Origin of the sequence: Mycobacterium sp. DL440, from assembly GCF_011745145.1 — a bacterium.
Lineage (GTDB): Bacteria > Actinomycetota > Actinomycetes > Mycobacteriales > Mycobacteriaceae > Mycobacterium.
This window is the reverse complement of record NZ_CP050191.1, coordinates 184402-204837: the sequence shown is the minus strand read 5'-3', so window position 1 is coordinate 204837 and position 20436 is coordinate 184402. Positions and strand designations below refer to the sequence as shown.

The 20436-nt window shown below is 68.3% G+C and carries 16 protein-coding genes; 8 read left to right on the top strand and 8 right to left on the bottom strand.

Annotated features, from left to right (window positions below; translation table 11 throughout):
* The first annotated feature begins 118 nt into the window (after positions 1 to 118).
* From HBE63_RS00915 to recD, 5 genes are read left to right on the top strand one after another with little or no spacing between them, the layout of a single operon-like run.
* Positions 119 to 595 (top strand): MarR family winged helix-turn-helix transcriptional regulator, encoded by a 477-nt coding sequence (locus tag HBE63_RS00915; RefSeq protein WP_166902495.1) that lies wholly within the window; start codon positions 119 to 121, stop codon positions 593 to 595.
* Positions 592 to 1842: an MFS transporter gene (locus tag HBE63_RS00910; RefSeq protein ID WP_166902493.1), complete on the top strand. Its 1251-nt coding sequence runs from the start codon at positions 592 to 594 to the stop codon at positions 1840 to 1842. Before HBE63_RS00915 ends, HBE63_RS00910 begins: the two co-directional genes overlap by 4 nt.
* Positions 1843 to 1866: 24 nt before the next feature.
* Entirely contained in the window at positions 1867 to 5070 is a 3204-nt protein-coding gene (gene recC, locus HBE63_RS00905; protein ID WP_166902491.1) for an exodeoxyribonuclease V subunit gamma, read from the top strand.
* Positions 5067 to 8321: an exodeoxyribonuclease V subunit beta gene (recB, locus tag HBE63_RS00900; RefSeq protein WP_166902490.1), complete on the top strand. Its 3255-nt coding sequence runs from the start codon at positions 5067 to 5069 to the stop codon at positions 8319 to 8321. The genes recC and recB overlap by 4 nt, the downstream gene beginning before the upstream one ends.
* On the top strand, positions 8321 to 9994 hold the full coding sequence (recD, locus tag HBE63_RS00895) for an exodeoxyribonuclease V subunit alpha (RefSeq protein WP_166909195.1): 1674 nt from the start codon (positions 8321 to 8323) through the stop codon (positions 9992 to 9994). The genes recB and recD overlap by 1 nt, the downstream gene beginning before the upstream one ends.
* Here the strand turns inward: recD and HBE63_RS00890 are convergent.
* The 3 genes from HBE63_RS00890 to HBE63_RS00880 all read right to left on the bottom strand — a co-directional run bounded on the left by HBE63_RS00890 (position 9991) and on the right by HBE63_RS00880 (position 12577).
* Positions 9991 to 10140 carry a hypothetical protein gene (locus HBE63_RS00890; protein ID WP_166902488.1) on the bottom strand — a complete coding sequence of 50 codons (150 nt, stop codon included), beginning with the start codon at positions 10138 to 10140 and terminating at the stop codon, positions 9991 to 9993. The two genes, recD and HBE63_RS00890, sit on opposite strands and share 4 nt — an antisense overlap.
* 160 nt (positions 10141 to 10300) lie before the next feature.
* Entirely contained in the window at positions 10301 to 10777 is a 477-nt protein-coding gene (locus tag HBE63_RS00885; protein WP_166902486.1) for a hypothetical protein, read from the bottom strand.
* A 12-nt stretch (positions 10778 to 10789) separates the two neighbouring features.
* On the bottom strand, positions 10790 to 12577 hold the full coding sequence (locus tag HBE63_RS00880) for an alpha/beta hydrolase (RefSeq protein WP_166902484.1): 1788 nt from the start codon (positions 12575 to 12577) through the stop codon (positions 10790 to 10792).
* Positions 12578 to 12706: 129 nt separating this feature from the next.
* On the opposite strand from HBE63_RS00880, the gene HBE63_RS00875 reads away from it, so the two are divergent.
* On the top strand, positions 12707 to 13354 hold the full coding sequence (locus tag HBE63_RS00875) for a TetR/AcrR family transcriptional regulator (protein ID WP_243858422.1): 648 nt from the start codon (positions 12707 to 12709) through the stop codon (positions 13352 to 13354).
* 25 nt (positions 13355 to 13379) lie between these two features.
* Here the strand turns inward: HBE63_RS00875 and HBE63_RS00870 are convergent, their stop codons facing one another.
* Positions 13380 to 14261 carry an SDR family oxidoreductase gene (locus HBE63_RS00870; protein ID WP_166902481.1) on the bottom strand — a complete coding sequence of 294 codons (882 nt, stop codon included), beginning with the start codon at positions 14259 to 14261 and terminating at the stop codon, positions 13380 to 13382.
* 77 nt (positions 14262 to 14338) lie between these two features.
* On the opposite strand from HBE63_RS00870, the gene HBE63_RS00865 reads away from it, so the two are divergent.
* Positions 14339 to 14899: a TetR/AcrR family transcriptional regulator gene (locus HBE63_RS00865; protein WP_166902479.1), complete on the top strand. Its 561-nt coding sequence runs from the start codon at positions 14339 to 14341 to the stop codon at positions 14897 to 14899.
* Between the two features lie 39 nt (positions 14900 to 14938).
* Here HBE63_RS00865 and HBE63_RS00860 read toward each other — a convergent pair whose 3' ends face one another.
* Both HBE63_RS00860 and HBE63_RS00855 read right to left on the bottom strand, forming a co-directional pair.
* Positions 14939 to 16195 (bottom strand): Ig-like domain-containing protein, encoded by a 1257-nt coding sequence (locus tag HBE63_RS00860; protein WP_166902477.1) that lies wholly within the window; start codon positions 16193 to 16195, stop codon positions 14939 to 14941.
* Between the two features lie 125 nt (positions 16196 to 16320).
* Entirely contained in the window at positions 16321 to 16854 is a 534-nt protein-coding gene (locus HBE63_RS00855) for a TIGR00730 family Rossman fold protein (protein ID WP_166902475.1), read from the bottom strand.
* Positions 16855 to 16927: 73 nt separating this feature from the next.
* Here HBE63_RS00855 and HBE63_RS00850 point away from each other — a divergent pair, with 73 nt between their 5' ends.
* Positions 16928 to 18550, top strand: a complete 1623-nt coding sequence (locus tag HBE63_RS00850) for a peptide chain release factor 3 (RefSeq protein WP_166902473.1) — start codon at positions 16928 to 16930, stop codon at positions 18548 to 18550.
* 9 nt (positions 18551 to 18559) lie between these two features.
* Here HBE63_RS00850 and HBE63_RS00845 read toward each other — a convergent pair whose 3' ends face one another.
* Both HBE63_RS00845 and cax read right to left on the bottom strand, forming a co-directional pair.
* On the bottom strand, positions 18560 to 19258 hold the full coding sequence (locus HBE63_RS00845) for an LpqN/LpqT family lipoprotein (RefSeq protein WP_166902471.1): 699 nt from the start codon (positions 19256 to 19258) through the stop codon (positions 18560 to 18562).
* An 87-nt stretch (positions 19259 to 19345) separates the two neighbouring features.
* Positions 19346 to 20428, bottom strand: a complete 1083-nt coding sequence (gene cax / locus HBE63_RS00840; RefSeq protein ID WP_166902469.1) for a calcium/proton exchanger — start codon at positions 20426 to 20428, stop codon at positions 19346 to 19348.
* Between the last annotated feature and the right edge of the window lie 8 nt (positions 20429 to 20436).

Sequence of the window (20436 nt, the reverse complement as noted above, 5' to 3'; positions counted from 1 at the left end):
GAGGGCTACCGACAGCTTCACGCATGCAGCGCTATGGCGATTTCTGGGCCGTTCGTCCGTCACAGCGCTACGCGCGCGGTCAACGCCGCGCACACGCGCCTCCGCCGGAAATATATGTATGTGCTATGCACATATAGTGCCTCGCTACAACCAACTCGATGAGCTTCTGGTGCGCATCCACATCGTCCGGCAGCGCCCCGGGTGGCGGCGCCGGCTGATCGACGGGTCGGGCAGCGTCCCGTCGCTGTCGACGCTGCGGGTGCTCCGCGCCGTCGAGCAGCGGGAGAGGGCCGGGCAGAGCGCCTCGGTCGGCGAGGTGGCCGAGTACATGGCAGTCGAGCACTCCACCGCCAGCCGCACCGTCGCCAACGTCGTCGCCGCCGGGCTGCTCACCAAAACCCAAGACGTCGAGGATCAACGCCGGTGCGTCCTCACCCTCACCGCTGAAGGCCGCGAGGCCCTGGCCGACGTGACCGAACGGCGCCGCGAGATGGTCGCCGAGACCGTCGCCGAATGGTCCGAGTCCGACGTCGACAAACTCGTCGACCTGTTGGAGCAGCTGGTCACCGATTTCGAGCGGGGGATCAGCTCGTGACAGCCCAGACCACTGCCCGCCCGCAGCCGCGCGGTGCCCTGCGGTTGATGTTCGACCCGGTGTTCGGCGCCCTGTTCTGGGGCAAGATGTTCTCGGTCGTCGCGGTGTGGACGCACGGCATCGTCGCGGCCATCGTGATCTTCGACGCCACCGGTTCGGCGGTGATGGTGGGCATGGTCGGCGTCGCACAGTTCCTGCCGCAACTCATCCTGAGCCCGACCAGCGGCAAGTGGGCCGACATCGGCGACCCGGCCCGCCAGATCCTGTGGGGCCGGGTGTTGTGCATCATCGGCTCGGGCTCGACCGCTCTCTGGCTGGCCCTGGACCCCGACCTGCAGGGCACCGCGGCGGCGGTACCCGTGCTCGTCGGCTCCACCCTGGTCGGCTTCGGATTCGTCATCGGCGGACCGGCCATGCAGTCGGTGGTACCGAGCCTGATCCGCGACGGCGAGCTCGCGACGGCCATGGCGCTCAACAGCATTCCGATGACCATCGGCCGGATCCTCGGTCCGGCCATCGGCGCTTTCCTGGCCGCGCGGCTCGGTGCGGCGCCCGGCTTCGCGATCAGCGCGGGCCTGCACATGGTGTTCGCGATCTTCCTGCTGCTGGTCACCTTCCCGACCCGGCCGGAGCGCAGCCCGCACGGGGATTACCGCGTGCGGGCGGCGCTGACGTACGTCTGGCGGGACCGCCCGCTGCTGCTGGCCCTGCTGGCCGTGGCGACCGTCGGGTTCGCCTCCGATCCGTCGATCACGCTCACCCCGTCGATGGCCGAGGACCTCGGTGGCGGCGCCCACCTGGTCGGTGCGCTCTCGGCGGCGTTCGGCATCGGCGCGGCGGTCGGCATGGTGGTGCTGGCGTCGATGCGTGGCCGGCTGGCGGCCGCCCGGGTTTCGGCAATCGGGTTGTGGCTGCTCGTGGCCGGCTGTGGACTGCTCGCGGTAGGTACCGTCACGGCCTTGGCGCTGGCCGGTTTCGCGGTCGCGGGGCTGGGCTTCGGTTGGGCGATGACGGGCCTGAGCACTGTCGTGCAGGAGCGGGCACCCGAAGAACTGCGGGGCCGCATCATGGCGCTGTGGCTGGTCGGCTTCCTCGGGTCGCGCCCGTTCGCCGCGGCGTTGTTGGGCGGCGCGGCCGACATGTTCAGCGTGCGGGTGGCGTTCGTCATCGCCGGCGCGCTGACCCTCGCGGTCGCACTCGCCACTCGACCCGCCGCACTGTCGGCGCCAAACGCAGCAACACTCTGATCGGGTCTCCTATCGTGTCTCTCGATGGCATTGCACCTGCACCGGGCCGAGCGCACCGATCTGCTCGCCGACGGGCTGGCAGATCTGCTGTCGCACCCGCCGGCTGATCCGTTCGCCCAGGAGCTGGTGCTGGTGCCGGCCAAGGGCGTGGAGCGCTGGCTGAGTCAGCGGCTGTCGAACCGGCTGGGCGTGTGCGCGGCGGTCGAGTTCCGTAATCCGCGTTCGCTGATCGCCGAGCTGACCGGGACCGCCGACGACGATCCCTGGTCGGCCGACGCGATGACCTGGCCACTGCTGGCGGTCATCGACGACAACCTGGATCGGCCGTGGTGTGCGCCGGTGGCCACCCACCTCGGTCACTTCGAGACCGGTGACGAGTACGAGCTGCGCCAGGGCCGGCGCTATGCGGTCGCTCGACGGCTGGCGGGACTGTTCGCCTCGTATGCGCGGCAGCGCCCGCAACTGCTGGTCGATTGGGCGGAGCTGCCCGACGATCTGTCCTGGCAGGCGCCGCTGTGGCAGGCGCTCCTCGAGCGGATCGACGCCGAGCCACCGCACGTCCGGCACGCGAAAACCCTTGCCCGGCTGACCGAATCGCCCAGCGATCTGCCCGAGCGGTTGTCGTTGTTCGGGCACACGCGGTTACCGGTCACCGAGATCGAGTTGCTCACCGCGCTGGCGACCCATCACGATCTGCACCTGTGGTTGCCGCACCCCAGCGATGACCTGTGGCAGTCGCTGGCCGCGCACACCGGCCCGCTCCCCCGCCGCGAGGACAACAGTCACCGCGATGTGCGCCACCCGCTACTGGCCACCCTCGGCCGGGATCTGCGGGAGTTGCAGCGCAGCCTGCCGATCCCTGATACCGACGAATATCTCAGCAGCACAGGCTATCCCGACACTGTGCTGGGCTGGCTGCAGGCCGATATCGCGGCCAACGCGGTCCGCCCGGCCGGGCGGGTGCCACGGCGTGAGGACCGCTCGGTGCAGGTGCACAGCTGTCACGGCCCCGCCCGTCAGATCGAGGTGCTGCGCGAGGTGCTGCTGGGCCTGCTCGCCGACGATCCGACCCTGGAGCCCCGCGACATCCTGGTGATGTGCCCCGACATCGAGACCTATGCACCGTTGATCACGGCCGGGTTCGGGCTGGGCGATGTGGTGCGCGGCGCGCATCCGGCGCACAAGCTGCGGGTGCGGTTGGCCGATCGCGCTCTGGTGCAGACGAATCCGCTGCTGTCGGTGGCCTCGTCGGTGCTGACGCTGGCCGGTGGGCGGGCCACCGCGAGCGAGGTGCTCAACCTGGCTGAGTCAGACCCGGTGCGGGCCCGGTTCGGGTTCACCGATGATGATCTGGAGGCCGTCACCGCCTGGGTGCGCGAGGCCAACATCCGGTGGGGTTTCGATCAGGAGCACCGCAGCCCCTACGGCGTCGAATTCGTGCACAACACCTGGCGTTTCGGCATCGACCGGGTGCTCGCCGGAGTGGCCATGTCCGATGACTCGCATGCCTGGCTGGGCACCACGCTGCCACTCGACGACGTCAGCAGCAACCGGGTCGAGCTGGCCGGCCGGTTCGCCGACTTCGTGGAGAAACTCAGCCACACGGTCCGTCAGCTCAGCGGCGTCCGCCACCTCGACGAGTGGTTGTCGGCGCTGGGCACGGGGATCGAGGCGCTGGCGTACTCCGACGAGGAGTGGCCGGCGGCCCAGGTGCAGCGCGAGTTCGCCGAGATCGGCGAGGCCGCGGGTGCGGCAGCAACACCACTGCGGCTCAGTGATGTTCGCGCGCTGCTGGATCGGCATCTGGCCGGCCGTCCGACGCGGGCCAACTTCCGCACCGGAACCCTGACGGTGTGCACCATGGTGCCGATGCGCTCGGTGCCGCACCGCGTGGTGTGCCTGGTCGGGCTGGACGACGGCGTGTTTCCGCGGCTGGGTGCCGTCGACGGCGACGACGTCCTGGCCCGCGACCCGCGCACGGGTGAGCGCGACATCCGCTCCGAGGACCGCCAGTTGCTGCTCGACGCGATCGGCGCGGCCACACAGACCCTCGTGGTCACCTATACCGGCGCCAACGAATACTCCGGGCAGGCCCGACCGCCGGCGGTGCCATTGTCCGAGCTGATCGACACGCTGAAGATCACCGCCGAGCAGCCGGTGGATGTCGTCACCACACACCCGTTGCAGCCCTTCGATATTCGTAATGTCACCCCCGGCGCGCTACTTCCCGACGGACCGTTCACGTTCGATCCCACGGTGCTGACCGCGGCGCAGGCCAGCGCCGGGCAGCGGGCGGAACGGCCGCCGTTCTTCGCCCGTCAACTTCCGTCGCCGCCCACCGGGGACGTCGCGTTGGAGGATCTCGCCACGTTCTTCAGGGATCCGGTGAAGGGCTTCTTCCGGGCACTGGACTACACGCTGCCCTGGGATGTGGACGGGGTGTCGGATGTGATGCCCGTCGATATCGATGCGCTGGAGGAGTGGACCGTCGGCGATCGCATGCTCGGCGACATCATGGGGGGCATGACCCCGGCCGACGCCCAGCAGGCCGAGTGGCGGCGCGGCACCCTGCCGCCGGGCCAGTTGGGCTGGCGCCGCGCGGTCGCGCTGCGTGATCGGTGTGCGCTGCTGGCCGCCGAGGCGCTGCGGTACCGGGATGCCGACGCGCAGGCCTATGACGTCGACATCGACCTGGGCACCGGGCGGCGGCTCACCGGCACGGTCTCGCCGGTTTTCGGCGACCGGCTGGTGTCGGTGACCTACTCCAAGCTCGACGGCAAGCATCTGCTGCAGTCCTGGATTCCGTTGCTGGCGTTGGCTGCCGGGCATCCCGACCGCGACTGGTCGGCGGTGTGCATCGGGCGGCCCCGCCGCGGCGACACCCCGCGCATCGAAGGGCTGGGTCGTCCGGACGATCCGGTGGCGCTGCTGGCCGATCTGGTCGCCATCTACGACGCGGGCCGGCGGGAGCCATTGCCGCTGCCCATCAAGACCTCCTATGCGTGGGCGGCAGCACGCCACGCCGGTGACGACCCGGAACGCGAGGCCGGATTCCGGTGGCGCAGCGGCAAATACCCTGGGGAGGACGAGGCGCCGGCCCATGTGCGGGCGTGGGGCCGCGGCGCGCCGTTGAGCCGGCTGGTCGGACTTGGTCTCGGCGAATATTCCGAGCGGTTGTGGCTGCCAGTCCTACGGGCCGAGATGCAGGCCGAAAGGTCGGTCCGGTGAACGTCTTCGACCTGATCGGCCCACTGCCGCTGACCAACACCACCACGGTGTTGGAGGCCAGCGCGGGCACCGGCAAGACCTTCGCGCTGGCCGGGCTGGTGACCCGCCTGGTGGCCGAGGGCGCGGCGACGCTGGATCAGATGCTGCTCATCACCTTCGGGCGGGCCGCCAGTCAGGAGCTGCGTGAGCGGGTGCGCGCCCAGATCGTCAGCGCTCTGGCGGCGTTGGAGGACCCCTCACGCGCCGACAACGATCTGTTGCAGTATCTGATCGCCGAGGACCAGGCGGCCCGCGGGCAGCGGCTGCGCGACGCTCTGGCCGGTTTCGATGCGGCGACGATCGCCACCACGCATCAGTTCTGCCAGATCGTACTGAAATCCCTCGGTGTGGCCGGGGACAGCGATTCGGGTGTGACGCTGGTCGAAAGTCTCGACGAGTTGGTCTGCGAGATCACCGACGATCTGTATCTCGCCCACTTCGGTGCTCAGCGGGATACCCCGGAGCTGGGGTATGCCGAGGCGCTGCGGCTGGCCCGGGTGGTGGTGGCCAATCCGGCGACCGAGCTGCGCCCGCTGGACCCCGAACCGGAGTCCCCGGCGGGGATTCGGGTGGCGTTCGCGCGGGCGGTGCTGGCGGAGTTGGAGATTCGCAAACGGCGCCGCGGCGTGCTGGGTTACGACGATCTGTTGACCCGGCTGGCCGGCGCCTTGGCCGCCGAGAATTCCGCAGCCCGGGTCCGGATGGCGCAGCGCTGGCCGATCGTGATGGTCGACGAGTTCCAGGACACCGACCCGGTGCAGTGGCAGGTGATCGAGCGCGCGTTCTCCGGACGGTCCACCCTGATCTTGATCGGTGACCCCAAGCAGGCGATCTACGCGTTCCGCGGCGGGGACATCGACACCTACCTGCGGGCCGCGGCGACCGCCGGGGACAAGCAGACGCTGGGCACCAACTGGCGCAGTGACAGTGTGCTGGTCGACCGTCTGCAGGCGGTGCTGCGCGGCGCCGAACTCGGCGGCCCCGACATCGTGGTGCACGACGTGCAGGCACACCATCAGGGGCATCGGCTGGCCGGAGCGCCGCGCAATGACCCGTTCCGGCTGCGGGTGGTGACGCGGAATCGCACCGGTACCAGGGTGATTCCGATCGCCGATCTGCGCCACCACATCGGCAGGGACCTGGCCGCCGACATCGGGGCGTTGCTGGCCAGCGGCGCCACCTACGCCGGCCAGAAACTGGAGGCGGGCGACATCGCGGTGATCGTCGAGACCCACAAGGACGCCCGGGCCTGCCACACCGCGCTGCTCGACGCCGGCATCCCCGCGGTCTACACCGGGGATTCGGACGTGTTCAATTCCGAGGCGGCCGAGGACTGGCTGTATCTGCTGGAGGCCTTCGACCAGCCGCACCGTCCCGGGCTGGTGCGCGCCGCGGCCGCCACGATGTTCTTCGGGGAGACCGCGGAAACCCTTGCCGCGGGGGGTGATGCGTTGACCGACCGGGTCGCCGACACGCTGCGCACCTGGGCCGGCCATGCCCGCGAGCGCGGTGTGGCGGCGATCTTCGAGGCCGCGCAGCTGGCCGGTATGGGCAGGCGGGTGCTGTCCTGGCAGGGCGGAGAGCGGTTGATGACCGACCTGGCCCACATGACTCAGCTGCTCGGCGACACCGCCCACCGGGAGGGCTTCGGACTGGCCGCACTGCGGGACTGGCTGCGCACCCAGCGCGCCGAGGGCGGCGGCGCGTCCGAGCGCAACCGGCGCCTGGACAGCGATGCCGCCGCGGTGCAGATCATGACGGTGTGGGTGAGCAAGGGACTGCAGTTCCCCATCGTGTACCTGCCGTTCGCGTTCAATCGGTATGTGCCGGAGCCGGATCTGGTGTTGTTCCACGATGAGGGGGTGCGCTGTCTGCAGATCGGCGGCCCCGATCCGGCGGTGACCCGCGCCGGCCGCACCGAGGCGGCCGCCGACGACAGCCGCCTGACCTATGTGGCGATGACGCGGGCCCAGTCACAGGTGGTGGCGTGGTGGGCACCGTCCAACGACGAGCCGAACGGCGGTCTGTCGCGCCTGCTGCGGGGGCGCGCTCCCGGGCAGTCCGCGGTGCCCGATCGCTGCGCACCGGCCAGGGTCTCCGATGACGATGCGCTGGCCCGGCTGCGGGCGTGGGCGGACGCGGGTGGCCCGGTGTTGGAGGAGTCGGTGATCGGCGCGGTCATGCCGGTGCCGACCCACCCGATACCGGATGATCTGGCGGCGCGGCATTTTCACCGCTCCATCGACACGACATGGCGCCGCACGTCCTATTCGGGACTACTGCGGGCCGCCGAAGATGCCGGAAACTCCGGGGTGTCCAGCGAACCCGAGGTCGCCGAGCTCGACGACGAGTCGACCGACATTGCCGTCGTCGCCCCCACCCAGGGCGCCGACGTCCCCTCCCCCATGGCGTCGCTTCCGACCGGGGCCGCGTTCGGGTCGCTCGTGCACGCGGTGCTGGAGACCACCGACCCGCTGGCCGCGGATCTGACGGCCGAGCTGCAGACCGAGGTGCGCCGCCACGCCGCCCACTGGCCCGTCGAAATCGAGGCCGACGAGCTGGCCGCCGCCCTGCTGCCGATGCACGACACCCCACTGGGCCCATTGGCGCCCGGTGTGACGCTCCGCCGGATCGGGTTGGCAGACCGGCTGTGCGAGTTGGACTTCGAGTTCCCGATGGCCGGTGGCGATCTGCGCGGCGGCGAGTTCGCGCGGCTGGCTGAGATCGGGGCCCTGCTCGACGCGCATCTGCCTGCCGGCGATCCGATGGCCGTCTACGCCGAGCGGTTGTCGACCGGGCTGCTGGGCCGCCAGCCGCTGCGCGGTTACCTGTCCGGCTCGGTGGATGTGGTGCTGCGGATCGGGCAACGCTTCGTGGTCGTGGACTACAAGACCAACTGGCTGGGGACCGGCGACGCGCCGCTCACCGCGGCCGATTACGGGCGGGACCGGATGGCAGAGGCCATGCTGCACTCGGACTATCCGCTCCAGGCATTGCTGTACAGCGTTGTGTTGCACCGGTTCCTGAGCTGGCGGTTGCCGGATTACGACCCGGGCACGCATCTGGGCGGGGTGATGTATTTGTTCGTGCGCGGGATGTGCGGGGCGCAGACGCCCGTCGTCGACGGGCACCCGGCCGGCGTGTTCAGCTGGGAGCCGCCCACCGCGTTGGTCATCGCGATGTCGGAGCTACTGGATCAGGGGGCTCCATGATGTTGGACGCGTTCGCCGAGATCCTGGAACCTGCCGATGTGCAAGTCGCTCAACGGTTGAGCACGCTGGCCTACGGCGAGGACAGCGCGGCCGATCAGTTTGTCACCCTGGCCCTGGCCCTGGCGGTACGCGCCTTGCGCGGCGGCTCGGTGTGTGTGGATCTGCGCGCGGTGGCCGAGCAGGCCCAGCTGCCCGAGCTGCCGTGGCCGCCGGTCGACGAGTGGCTGGCGGCCGTGGCGGCCAGCCCGCTGCTGGGCACTCCCCCGGTGCTGCGATTGTTCGGGGATCTGCTGTACCTCGACCGGTACTGGTTGGAGGAGCAGCAGGTGTGCGACGACGTGCTGGCCCTGGTGGGCGCCCAGCCGGGCGGCATGGTTCCCGATGTGGCGCGGTTGTTCCCACCGGGTTTCGAGGAGCAGCGGGCCGCGGCGAAGGTGGCGTTGTCGCAGGGGCTCACCGTGCTCACGGGTGGGCCGGGCACCGGAAAGACGACCACGGTGGCGCGGTTGTTGGCGCTTTTGGCCGAGCAGTCGGCGCTGGCCGGCCGGCCGTCACTGCGGATCGCGCTGGCCGCGCCGACGGGTAAGGCCGCGGCCCGGCTGCAGGAGGCTGTGCAGCTCGAGGTGAACCGGCTCGATGCCGTGGACCGTGAACGGATCTCGGGGCTGCAGGCCACCACGTTGCACCGGTTGTTGGGGTCGCGTCCGGACACGTCGTCACGGTTCCGTCATCACCGGGCGAATCGGTTGCCGCACGACGTGATCGTCGTCGACGAGACGTCGATGGTGTCGCTGACCATGATGGCCCGGTTGTTGGAGGCGGTGCGTCCGCAGACCCGGCTACTGCTGGTGGGTGATCCCGATCAGCTGGCGTCGGTGGAGGCCGGGGCCGTGTTGGCCGACCTGGTCGACGGGCTGGGGTCGCGCGGGGTGGCGGCGCTGCAAACCTCGCACCGGTTCGGTGAATCGATCGGTGCGCTGGCGTCAGCTATCCGGGCCGGGGACGCTTCGGGTGCGGTGGAGGTGTTGGCGGCCGGCGGTGAGCATGTCGAGTGGGTGTCTGCCGACGCAGGCGAGCGGCTGCGGGAAGTGCTTGTGCCACACGCCCTTGCACTGCGGCAGGCAGCGATTCTCGGGGACGCCGGTGCGGCCCTGGATATCCTCGACGAGCATCGGTTGTTGTGCGCGCACCGGCACGGTCCGTTCGGTGTCGGGCAGTGGAACCGTCAGGTGCAGCGGTGGCTGGCTGAGGCGACCGGGGATCCCACCTGGGCGCAGTGGTACGTCGGGCGGCCAATCCTGGTGACGGCCAACGATTATGGGCTCAAGCTCTACAACGGCGACACCGGCGTCACCGTGGCCACCCCGGACGGGCTACGTGCCGTCGTGGGTGGGACAGTGGGCGGGTCCGCGTCATTCGCGACCGGCCGGCTCACCGAGGTGGAGACCATGCACGCCATGACAATCCACAAGTCTCAGGGCAGCCAGGCCGACGAGGTGACCGTGCTGTTGCCCCCGGAGGACTCCCGGTTGTTGACGAGGGAGTTGTTCTACACCGCGGTCACCCGGGCCAAGACGCGGGTACGCGTCGTGGGTTCCGAAGCGGAAATCCGCGCGGCTATCGCCCGGCAGGCAGTCCGAGCGACCGGCCTGCGAAAGCGGCTGAAGCTCTAAACGGCACGTCCGGCGAAAAATGCGCCGGAAATGAGACCGATCACGAGTGCCAGGGTGGGAAGACCCATTGCCACTGCCACTACGACACCGGCGATCGCACCGATGCCGAGCACCAGCAGGAGTGCCCCAACAATTGCTCCAAACATGGACCGCCCTTTCGTATGACAGCGATCACAATGTACATCGTCCGTGGGCTGAATCACATACAGATGGGGCACCAATTCGGTTAACAATTTTGCGGCAACATGTATAGCTGAGCTTGGTATATGCCTTGTTCAGCACACCTCAGCGAACTCGGAGGCGGCGCTACCCGGCGCCCGACACGTTCAACGCCACGAGCACCAGTGCGGTGACACCCGCGAAGCTCAGCAACGAGATCGCGAACGCGCGGCCCCACCGGCGCCTGGGCGCGGCGAACGGCAGCAGCAGGGCCCAGAAGAGGCCGAGCGGGAGGTAGAAAAGAATGCCGAAGATGATGCCGTAGCCGTGCGGATCGCTGGCGGGGTCGGTCGAGAACGCCGAACTCAGCATCACGAAGACGACCATGGCCCACAGCGCCAGGGCGCCGGCGCCGATCAGCGCGGCGAGGCACCGGAGCGTCAGCACGAGTTGGTAGTGCCGATCTGTCGGCGGTGGCTGGAGATAGGCCTGGGGCGCGTAGGGCTGGGGCCCGTAACGGTCAACCCACTCGTGCGGGTAGTCCTCTGGTGGTATCTCCTCCACAAGCACCCCCGGTTCGGCGTCCTCACCAGGATAGAGGCGGAACCGTGCGGCTGCGGGCACCGATTTCGGCCGTCAGACGGCCACCGGCACGGACTTTCCGGCCAACGGTTCGTATACCGCGTACGGGAACAGAGCATCCAGGATCGGACCCACCAACCCGTCCCACGGCGTCGCCTGCACCGGCTCGGTCGACGTGAACGGCAGCACCACCGCCGTGGCAGTGCCCGACGAGGTGGGGATCTCGATGCTCTCCTGCGGTGCGCCGTACACACCGCTGGCTGTGCCGTGGTACATGTCGTTGATCCAGCCGGCCGAAATCGTCTTGACCGCACCGACGTTCTGCGGCTGCGAGAAACCGGCGACGAGGTACTCGGCGAACTGCAGGATCGGGTTGGCGCCCTGCAATCCGTCGATGTGCCGCCCGCCGACCAGCATCACGCCGTTGAACTCTCCGGGGCGGGCAGCCTGCAGTTCTTGGCCCACCGTCCCGTTGCGATTCCACACGTAGGGTTCGGACGAAATGAGCAGCACCGGACGGTAATTGGCACTCTTCAGCTGGTCGAGCGCCTCGGGCATGTCCTCGTGAGTGTCCACCGCATCGAGCAGCACCACCCCGGCGAGGTTGTCGACGGCGCCGTTGTCGACCATGCGTCCGGCGGCGCCGGTGACCAGCATCCCGCCCAGGGAATGGCCGACCAGGACGAACGTGGACGGCAGGGTGACGGGGTGGCCGGCTGCCGCGCTGGCGCTCGCGGTCAATTCTGGTCTGCCGTCGGCGAACAGATCGGCCACGGACTGCTGCATCGGTTCTCCGCCGATCCATTCCCCGCTGGGGTCGAACAGGTTTGACGAGATGGTGGGGACCACGACGACGCTGTTGGTCTGTTCGGCCAGGTAGGCCGCGGTGTAGCTGTACATCGGGCCGGTGGCCATGAATCCGTGCTGCAGGTAGATGACGCCGGTGGCGGAGTCCGGGTCTTCGGGGAAGTACCAGTCGGCGCGCACGGTCTGGTTGGTGCCCGGCATCTCCAGCGTCGAGGTGCGGACGGTGACGTTGCTGCCCGGCGGGAGCACCGGCGGGCCCGAAAACACCTGCAGCGCAGCGCCGACCACGTCGAACACCAGCGAGCCGACGATGTTGACCAACGGAACCGACCGCGGTGTGCTGTACGGGGCGGTCATGGCGGCGATCGGCGTCACAGTCTGACGCGCCTGGGCCGCAACCGGGTTCGTGATCCGGTCGCCGATATCGGTGAGCAGGGTGCGGCCCTGGGCGGCGACGCGGTCGACGACCGTGCTGACGTCGGAGAGCGGCGCCTTCGCATCGCCCGGGCGGGTGATGGCATCGATCGCGTCGGCAATATCTGGTGCCTTGTCGGCCACGGCGGCGGCAGCGACCTCGGGGCGCTCCGCTGAGTCACGCTCCACTGCGTCACGCTTCGTCGTGGCCTTGGGGCGTGGAAGTGATTGTGCAGAACCAAGGTTCGGCGCGCGGTCGGCAAGGTCGCTCACCGCGGTGCGCGCGCGAGCCGTGAAATCGTCGACCAGGTCACGCACGTCGGTATGTGTCGACGGGGGCTTCGGCAGGGACTTCGACAGGGACAACCGTGGGCGCTGGCGCAGCGTCGCCCTATCGGTCCGGCGCGGCTTCTCCTTGCGCGGGCCGAGCCGGGACACCGGGTCACGTTGCGTCCTCGATGCGCCAGAGTCGTTGGCGGACTGAGTGGTTGATTTATCGCGACCGGGATCGGCATGGGCCGTCGAAGCCGTCCCCACGACCAAGCCCATCCAGAGGGCCACCACCAGTACGCCCCATCCGATCGCCGCAACTGCGTGAATTGCCCGCCCCCGTGTGGTCACGCAGGCACGCTAACCGCCTCCATCGGGAGCCCGCAGGCAAATGAACAAATCGACATAGATGTTTCTTTAATGGCGTTGCGGATCGTCCGGCATACTGAAATCCCACACGCCGCCGACCAGGACAGTCGATTGTCAGCACCAGAACGCCGCCCCCGGGGCCGACCCGTCGGTGGCGGCAATACCGCCGAACAGGCGCGCGGGGTGTTGATGGACGCCGCCGAGCACCTGTTCGTCACCCGCGGGTACCGGGCGTCGACGATGGAGGTCATCGCCCACGAGGCCGGTTATTCACGTACGGCGATCTACCGCCAGTTCACCAACCGCGACGAGCTGATCGCAGCCATGGTGCAGCGCACCACCCAGCGGCACATGGTGTCGATCCTGCCGCGGATACCCGAGGACGCCGGGCCCATCCATCTGCTGGTCGAGAGTCTGGTGATCGTCGCGACCGAACTGGTGTCGGACCCGCTGCTCAACACGATCGCCGACCAGACCCCCGATGGCACGATCGCCTCATTGATCGCCACCGATTCCGAACTGACCGATCTGGTGACGACCACCATCAAGGCCATGATCGCCGAGGACGCCGGCCAGTTCCGTCCCGGTCTCGACCCACACGACCTGGCGCAGTTCATCATTGCGACCGCGTTGAGCTTCCTGGTGAAGACCGTCCCAGACATCACCGATCCCGACGCGGCGCGGCGCTACATCGAGACGTTCGTCCTGCCGGCCATCGTGAAGAAGCCGCCGCCGGTGCGTCGGGTGTTCCCGCACTGATCGCGACACACCGGCGCTGCAACGCTCATTCGAAGTAGTGCCCGCCGTCGAGATCCTCGAGCAGTCCCACTCCGGACGGCTGCCAGCCGAACCGTTGCCGGGTCAACGCGCTGGACGTCGGGACATCGAGAGCGAACATGCCGCCGATCCACCCGAAGTGTTCGAAGGCCTGCTCGACGGGAACCGAGGTCACCGGCAGTCCGAGGTGGCGGCCGATCGCGGTGGCGATGTCGCGGCCCGCGACACCCTCCTCGGCGACGGCGTGCAGGACCGTCCCGGAGGGCGCCTTCTCCGCGGCCAGCCGGAACAGCGGCGCGGCGTCGAGGCGATGCACCGCCGGCCAGCGGTTGGCGCCGTCACCGATGTAGGCCGACACACCTTTGTCCCGGGCGATCTGGATCAGCCGCGGCACGAAGCCGTGATCGCCTTCTCCGTGCGTCGTCGGCGACAGCCGCACGATCGAGGCGCGCACCCCCTTCTCGGCGAAGGCCAACACCGCGGGTTCGGAGTGCCGCGGCAGCCCGGGTTGAAACGCATCGTTCTCGGTCAGCAGGCGGCCGGCACTGTGACCGGCCACGCCGGAGGTGACGACCAGCGGGCGGCCCGACCCCGCGAGGGTGGTGCCGAGGACCTCGATGGCACGGCGGTCGAGTTCCCCGGCGTCGGCGAAGTTGTCGAAGTCGTGATGGAAGGCCAGGTGGATGACGCCATCGCTGGCGTCGGCGGCGGCGCGCAGGCCGTTGTGATCGTTCAAATCCCCGCGGTGGACGCGGGCGCCGGCCGCGCTGATCGCGTCGGCCGAGGCGTCGGAGCGAGCCAGGCCGACGACGTCGTGACCGTGGGCAACGAGGTCACGAACCACCGCGGTGCCCACAAAACCAGATGCACCCGTGACGAAAACTTTCATGGAGATCCTCCTGATGTCAGTAACTGTCATCACTGGAACGCGACGACAGTCACTGACATTCCCTAGGATCGAATTCCATGAATCGCTGGGAGCCCAACGCGCGCGACCGCCTGCAGGAGGCGGCCCTGCAGCTGTACCTCGAGCACGGGTTCGAGCAGACCACCGTCGCCGAAATCGCGGAGCGGGCCGGGCTGACCGAGCGCACCTACTTCCGGTATTTCGCGGACAAGCGCGAGGCGCTGTTCGGCGGACAGGCCGTGCTCACCGAGGTCTTGGTCGCCGCCATCGACGGCGCCCCGGCCGACGCAGGACCACTGGACGTGGTCGGTGCCGCGATGACCGCACTCGGACCGGTATTCGACGGCCGGCGCGAGCATGCCCTGCGCCGGCAGTCCGTCATCGACGCCAACCCCGCGCTGCAGGAGCGCGAACTGATCAAACTCGCCACGCTGTCCGCCGAGATGGCCGAGGCGCTACGGCGCCGCGGTATCGACGATGCAGCCGCACGCTTGGGCGCCGAAGCGGGGATGGCGGTGTTCAAGGTCGCGTTCGGCCGGTGGGTGCACGGGCGCACCAAGGCCGGGCTGGGCGAGATCGTCACGTCGACAATGGACGAATTGAAAGCCCTCACTGGCTAGCCCCGTTCGCGCCTGGCTTTCACCGCGGCGGCGGACCACTCAGCGCAGCGCGCTGCCCTTGACCCATTCGGCCCAGGGCACGGACCAGTCGCCGTTGTTGGTCGGCTTGAGCGGGTCACCGCCGGTGTTGCGGATCTCGACGATGTCGCCGGGCACCGAGAAGTTGTAGAACCATTCGGCGTTCTCGCCGTTCAGGTTGAGGCAGCCGTGGCTGGTGTTGGTTTTCCCCTGCGCCCACACCGTCGCGTTGAGCTGATGCAGATAGATGCCGTCGATGCTGATGCGCGTCGCCCACGGGATGGTGGTCTTGTACCCGAGCCGTGAGTTGACGGGCAGGCCATAGGTCGAGGAGTCCATGATCACCGGGTTGGCCTTGTCCATCACGGTGTAAATGCCGCGCGGGGTCCAGAAACTCATCGTGGTGCCGCCGATGGTCTCGGTGCCACCCATGCCCATCGAGGTCGGCATGGTGCGCACCAGTTTGCCGTTGTCGTAGACCTTGACCTGCTTGTCGGTGTCGTCGGCGATGGTGACGTGCGAGGCGCCGATGGTGAACGCGACCTTCTCGTCCTGGGCGCCGTAGAGGTCGTCGCCGAGTTTGGCGCCGTAGATGCCGGCGTCGACGGTGACCTTGGTGCCCGGCGCGTAGTACTTCTCGGGCCGCCAGTGCGCGGTCTGATCGTCGATCCAGTTCCACGAGCCGACGGCCTTGGGCTCGGTGATGACCTTCATCCGGTTCTCGGCGGTGGCCTTGTCGGTGACCGGTTCATCGAATCGCGCGACGATCACCATGCCGACGCCATAGGTGGCACCGTCCTGCAGCGGGGCGTAGTTCGTACCGTTGAGGTAGACGCGGGCCTGGTAGCCGGGGGTCACGGTGGAGAAGTTGGTGGTTTTGCGGGTCGGCATGCCGCCGGGGCCGCGCGCGTCGACCTTCAGTGTGTAGGTGCGGCCGTAGCCGAGCGTGGTGGTCGGCTTCCAGGTCCTGGCATCGGGAGTGAGGACGCCGGGGATCTCCTTGCCGGCGTCGTTGAGCATCGTCACGCGCGCCACGGTGCCGGTGTCAGCGGTGACCATGACCCGGGCCAGCGGGTCAACCTCGGCGTCGGGCTTGGGAACGATGGTCAGCTTGGCCGGCTCGGTGGGCGAGGCCTGCGGGGCGCCCTGGGGTGCGGCAGCCAACGTCTGGCAATGCTCGGCGCAGTCCGGCAGGGCCGAAACAACGACACCACCCGACACGGCCAGCACGGCAAGTGCGACCGCCAGGTAGGCACGACGAACAGACGTCAACATCACTCCAATGTGGTTCGGCGAGGGCCTGATTGATCAGGGCGTGATCAGTGTCTCAATGGTAGCCGGGCCGGTTCGGCCACGGCGCAACGGCTCAGCGATGTGGGCGAGTCGTGACGGTGTCGTTGCCCTCAGTTGGCGGCGCGATCCAGGTACGCCATCGCCGCGGCGGGTTCGTCGGCGACGAACACCAGGTCATCGAGCGGCACGGGCAGGAACCCGTCCTGCTCCATCCGTCGCAGCTGGATCACCAGGCCGTCGTAGAAGCCCGCGGTGTTCAGCAGCACGACGGGCTTGTCGTGGCGCCGGTGCTTGCGCAGTTCCAGGATCTCGGTGGCCTCATCGAGGGTGCCGAGCCCACCGGCCATCACCACCAGCGCGTCGGAACGCTCCAGTAGCAGCGCCTTGCGCTCGGAGAGATCGGCGGTGATCACCATCTCGTCGGCTCCCGCCCGGGCGTGCTGACGCAGAAACTCGACCGAGATCCCGACCAACCGGCCGCCGCCGGCCTGCACCCCGTCGGCCACGACCTTCATCAAGCCGTTGTCGGACCCGCCCCAGACCAGCGTGTGGCCGCCTTTGCCGAGGAGTTCGGCGAATTCACGCGCCGGCTCGGTGTAGCGCTCATCGAGGTCGGCGGCGGACAGGAAGACACAGATGTTCATCACGAACGATCATGCCTTCCGGCGTCCTCAATTATTGGTTTGCCCCTCGACCCCAATACCATCGCTAGTCGAGATGACCGACAACGCCCTCGACGCCCCAGCCACCAACACCGCCCAAGCTGCCAAGATCGCCGCCGAGGCGGCCCGTCGCCGCACCTTCGCCGTCATCAGCCACCCCGACGCAGGTAAGTCCACGCTGACCGAGGCGCTGGCGCTGCACGCCCGGGTGATCACCGAGGCCGGCGCGATCCACGGCAAGGCCGGCCGGCGCTCCACCGTGTCGGACTGGATGGACATGGAGAAGGCCCGCGGCATCTCGATCACCTCGACCGCACTGCAGTTCCCGTACCGCGACTGCGTGATCAACCTGCTCGACACCCCCGGGCACGCCGACTTCTCCGAGGACACCTACCGGGTGCTGACGGCCGTGGACTGCGCGGTGATGCTCATCGACGCCGCGAAGGGCCTTGAGCCACAAACCCTGAAGCTGTTCCAGGTGTGTAAGCACCGGGGCATCCCGATCATCACCGTGATCAACAAGTGGGACCGCCCGGGCCGGCACGCGCTGGAGTTGATGGACGAGATCCACGAGCGGATCGGGCTGCGCACCACTCCCCTGACCTGGCCGGTCGGCATCGCGGGTGATTTCAAGGGCGTGATGGACCGCCGGGCCGAGAAGTTCATCCGGTTCACCCGCACCGCGGGTGGGGCCACCGCCGCCCCCGAGGAGCACATCGCTGCCGCCGACGCCCACGCCGCCGCCGGCGATGACTGGGATACCGCGGTCGAGGAATCCGAGCTGCTGTCGATCGACGGGTCCGACTACGACCGGGAGACCTTCCTGGGCGGCGAGTCCTCCCCGGTGCTGTTCACCTCGGCGGCGTTGAACTTCGGCGTCAACCAGCTGCTCGACGTGCTGGTCGAGTTGGCCCCGGCGCCCAGCGGGTCGCTCGGTGTCGACGGGACTCACCGGGCGGTGGAGTCGCCGTTCAGCGCGTTCGTGTTCAAGGTGCAGGCCGGCATGGACAGCTCGCACCGCGACCGCATCGCCTACGCGCGCGTCGTCTCGGGCACGTTCGAGCGCGGCGACGTGCTCACCCACGCGGCCACCGGCAAGCCGTTCGTCACCAAGTACGCGCAGTCGGTGTTCGGCCAGCAGCGCTCGACGCTCGACGACGCCTGGCCCGGCGACGTGATCGGGTTGGCCAACGCTGCGGCGCTGCGCCCCGGCGAGACGTTGTACCGGGACATCCCGGTGGTGTACCCGCCGATTCCGAGCTTCTCCCCCGAGCACTTCGCGGTGGCCCGCGGTACCGACCCGAGCAAGCACAAGCAGTTCCGCAAGGGGATCGAGCAGCTCGAGCAGGAAGGCGTCGTGCAGGTGCTGCGCTCGGACAAGCGCGGCGAGCAGGCGCCGGTGTTCGCCGCCGTCGGGCCGATGCAGTTCGAGGTGGCCGCCCACCGGATGGCCACCGAACTCAGCGCGCCGATCGCACTGGAGAACCTGCCGTATCAGGTCGCGCGGGTGGTCTCCCCGGAGGACGCGGACTTCGTGAACCGTCAGGTGTCGGCCGAGGTGTTGACCCGTTCCGATGGCGTCATGCTCGTGCTGTTCTCGACGCCGTGGCGGCTGGAGGGTTTCCAGCGCGACAACCCCGACATCAAGCTGGGGTCGCTGGTGGCGGCAGAGGGGTAGTTCACGACGTCACGGCGCACCGAGTTCAGGTGGCAGCACCTGGAATCCATCCAGGAGAGCTTTGGCGTCGTGCTGATAGGTCGGACTGTCCGGGTCAGTTGTCTGCACGGTCGCTGTAACCAAGTACTGGTGGCCGCCGACGATGGTAGGCACCGACAACACGGTCAACACACGACTGTGTGCCCCGGGGCCAGTCGGATCAGCCGTGAACTTGATGGTCTCGGCGGGCAGCCCGCAGACCGTCGCCGGCTCGGATGTGAGGTCCTTCGCCCCCGCTAACTTCACCAGATTCGCGTGTTGCTGCGAGAAAATGGTCTGAACATCAGCCTTGGGGGCGTCCTCCAGCGTGACCACGATATTGGGTGCGAACTGATTAGCCGCGAGATCGGTGTTTACCAGGACGAATCGGACAATTTCGCTGTCGAGTTTTGTGCTGCGGTTCCAGCCCGTCGCTTTGGGAACCCGCAGTTTCGGCTCCGCGGAGCCACGTGACGGTATATCGAGCAACGGCCCGTCGAAGTGCGCGCAGGCGTTCGGATCTCCGATGGCATCACCCACTGGAGCGGACGGTGTCATCGCCGGGCTCGGCACGTGGTCTTTGATGATGTCCTCGATCGACACGGGCTTCTCGCTGCTGCACGCCGACAGCGACACGACGGCAACGAGCAACGCAGCGGCGCCGCGCGCAGATCGATGTGCCAGCTGCATGACCAATTTTTCCCCCTCGACCGGTCCCCCCTGAAACTCTAACGGCCAGCTACTCGTGTCCATGACGGGAATAGCCGTCTAGAACGGTCAGCCCCACCAGAACGACGCGGCGATGATGCAGTACAACGCGATCAGCGCCGCACCTTCCAACCACGTTGATTCCCCGTCGAAAGCGATGATCGCCGCGAGGACGACGGCAACCAACAGCGCGACGATCAGCATCGGCCCGAACACCAGGGTCAGTGAGGCGAGCCCGAAGATCTGGCTCACCAACACCAGCACCGGGGCCAACACCAGGGCGATCTGGATCGGACTGTTGAGGATGATCGAGAAGGCGTACTCCGACTGGTTTTTGGCTGCCAGTTGCACACCGACGACGTTTTCCACCGCGTTGCCGGCGATGGCCACGATCACCAGACCGGCGAAGGCCTGCGAGATGTGCAGCGAGTCCATCGCCGGTTCCAGTGCGGCGACAAACCAATCCGAGACGAACGCCGCTGAGCCGCCCGCGAGGGCGAGCATGCCGATCGCCAAGCCGACCGGCCATCGCGGCTGTTCTTTGTGCGGCTGCGGCACCGGGTCACTGGTCTTTTCGGGAGTCTTGTCCCGACGCAGCGAGTACGGCAGCGAGAGCCCGAACAGCACCAGCAGGACGACCGCGACGATCATCGAGAAGGACACTTCGTGTTCGGAGGCCGGGGCGTGCACCTCGTGCGCGATCGACGGAATCGCCATGGCCGTCACCGACAGCACCATCAGCACCAGGATGGTCCGGACCTGCGCGGAGCCGAGCTTCTGCGGGCCGTGCTTCAGGCCGCCGACGACGAAAGCCAGTCCCAACACCAGCAGCAGGTTGGCCAGGATAGAACCGACGAGCGCGGCCCGCACCACGTCGACCAATCCGGCCTTGAGCGCGAAGATGCAGATGAACAGCTCCGGCAGATTGCCGAGGGCGGACTGCAGCACACCAGTTGCGCCGGGGCCGAACCGATCTCCGAGTTGTTCGACGGCCAAGCCGACGACCGACGCCAATACGGTGACCGCCAGCGCACTGACGACAAAGCCGACCAGGTGCGGCCAGCCACCGTAATGGGACAGCCCAGCGACCACGCAGATGGCCAGGCCACCGAAGATCAACAGCTTGTCGGATCGGATGAGCGCCGCCCCCATACGCGCCA

Bases quoted from the DNA above. Each gene is read 5' to 3' on its own strand.
- HBE63_RS00915 (WP_166902495.1), top strand. From the start codon at position 119: ATGTGCTATGCACATATAGTGCCTCGCTACAACCAACTCGATGAGCTT.
- recC (WP_166902491.1), top strand. From the start codon at position 1,867: ATGGCATTGCACCTGCACCGGGCCGAGCGCACCGATCTGCTCGCCGAC.
- recD (WP_166909195.1), top strand. From the start codon at position 8,321: ATGTTGGACGCGTTCGCCGAGATCCTGGAACCTGCCGATGTGCAAGTC.
- HBE63_RS00890 (WP_166902488.1), bottom strand. From the start codon at position 10,140: ATGTTTGGAGCAATTGTTGGGGCACTCCTGCTGGTGCTCGGCATCGGT.
- HBE63_RS00870 (WP_166902481.1), bottom strand. From the start codon at position 14,261: ATGAAAGTTTTCGTCACGGGTGCATCTGGTTTTGTGGGCACCGCGGTG.
- HBE63_RS00865 (WP_166902479.1), top strand. From the start codon at position 14,339: ATGAATCGCTGGGAGCCCAACGCGCGCGACCGCCTGCAGGAGGCGGCC.
- HBE63_RS00855 (WP_166902475.1), bottom strand. From the start codon at position 16,854: ATGAACATCTGTGTCTTCCTGTCCGCCGCCGACCTCGATGAGCGCTAC.
- HBE63_RS00850 (WP_166902473.1), top strand. From the start codon at position 16,928: ATGACCGACAACGCCCTCGACGCCCCAGCCACCAACACCGCCCAAGCT.
- HBE63_RS00845 (WP_166902471.1), bottom strand. From the start codon at position 19,258: ATGCAGCTGGCACATCGATCTGCGCGCGGCGCCGCTGCGTTGCTCGTT.
- cax (WP_166902469.1), bottom strand. From the start codon at position 20,428: ATGGGGGCGGCGCTCATCCGATCCGACAAGCTGTTGATCTTCGGTGGC.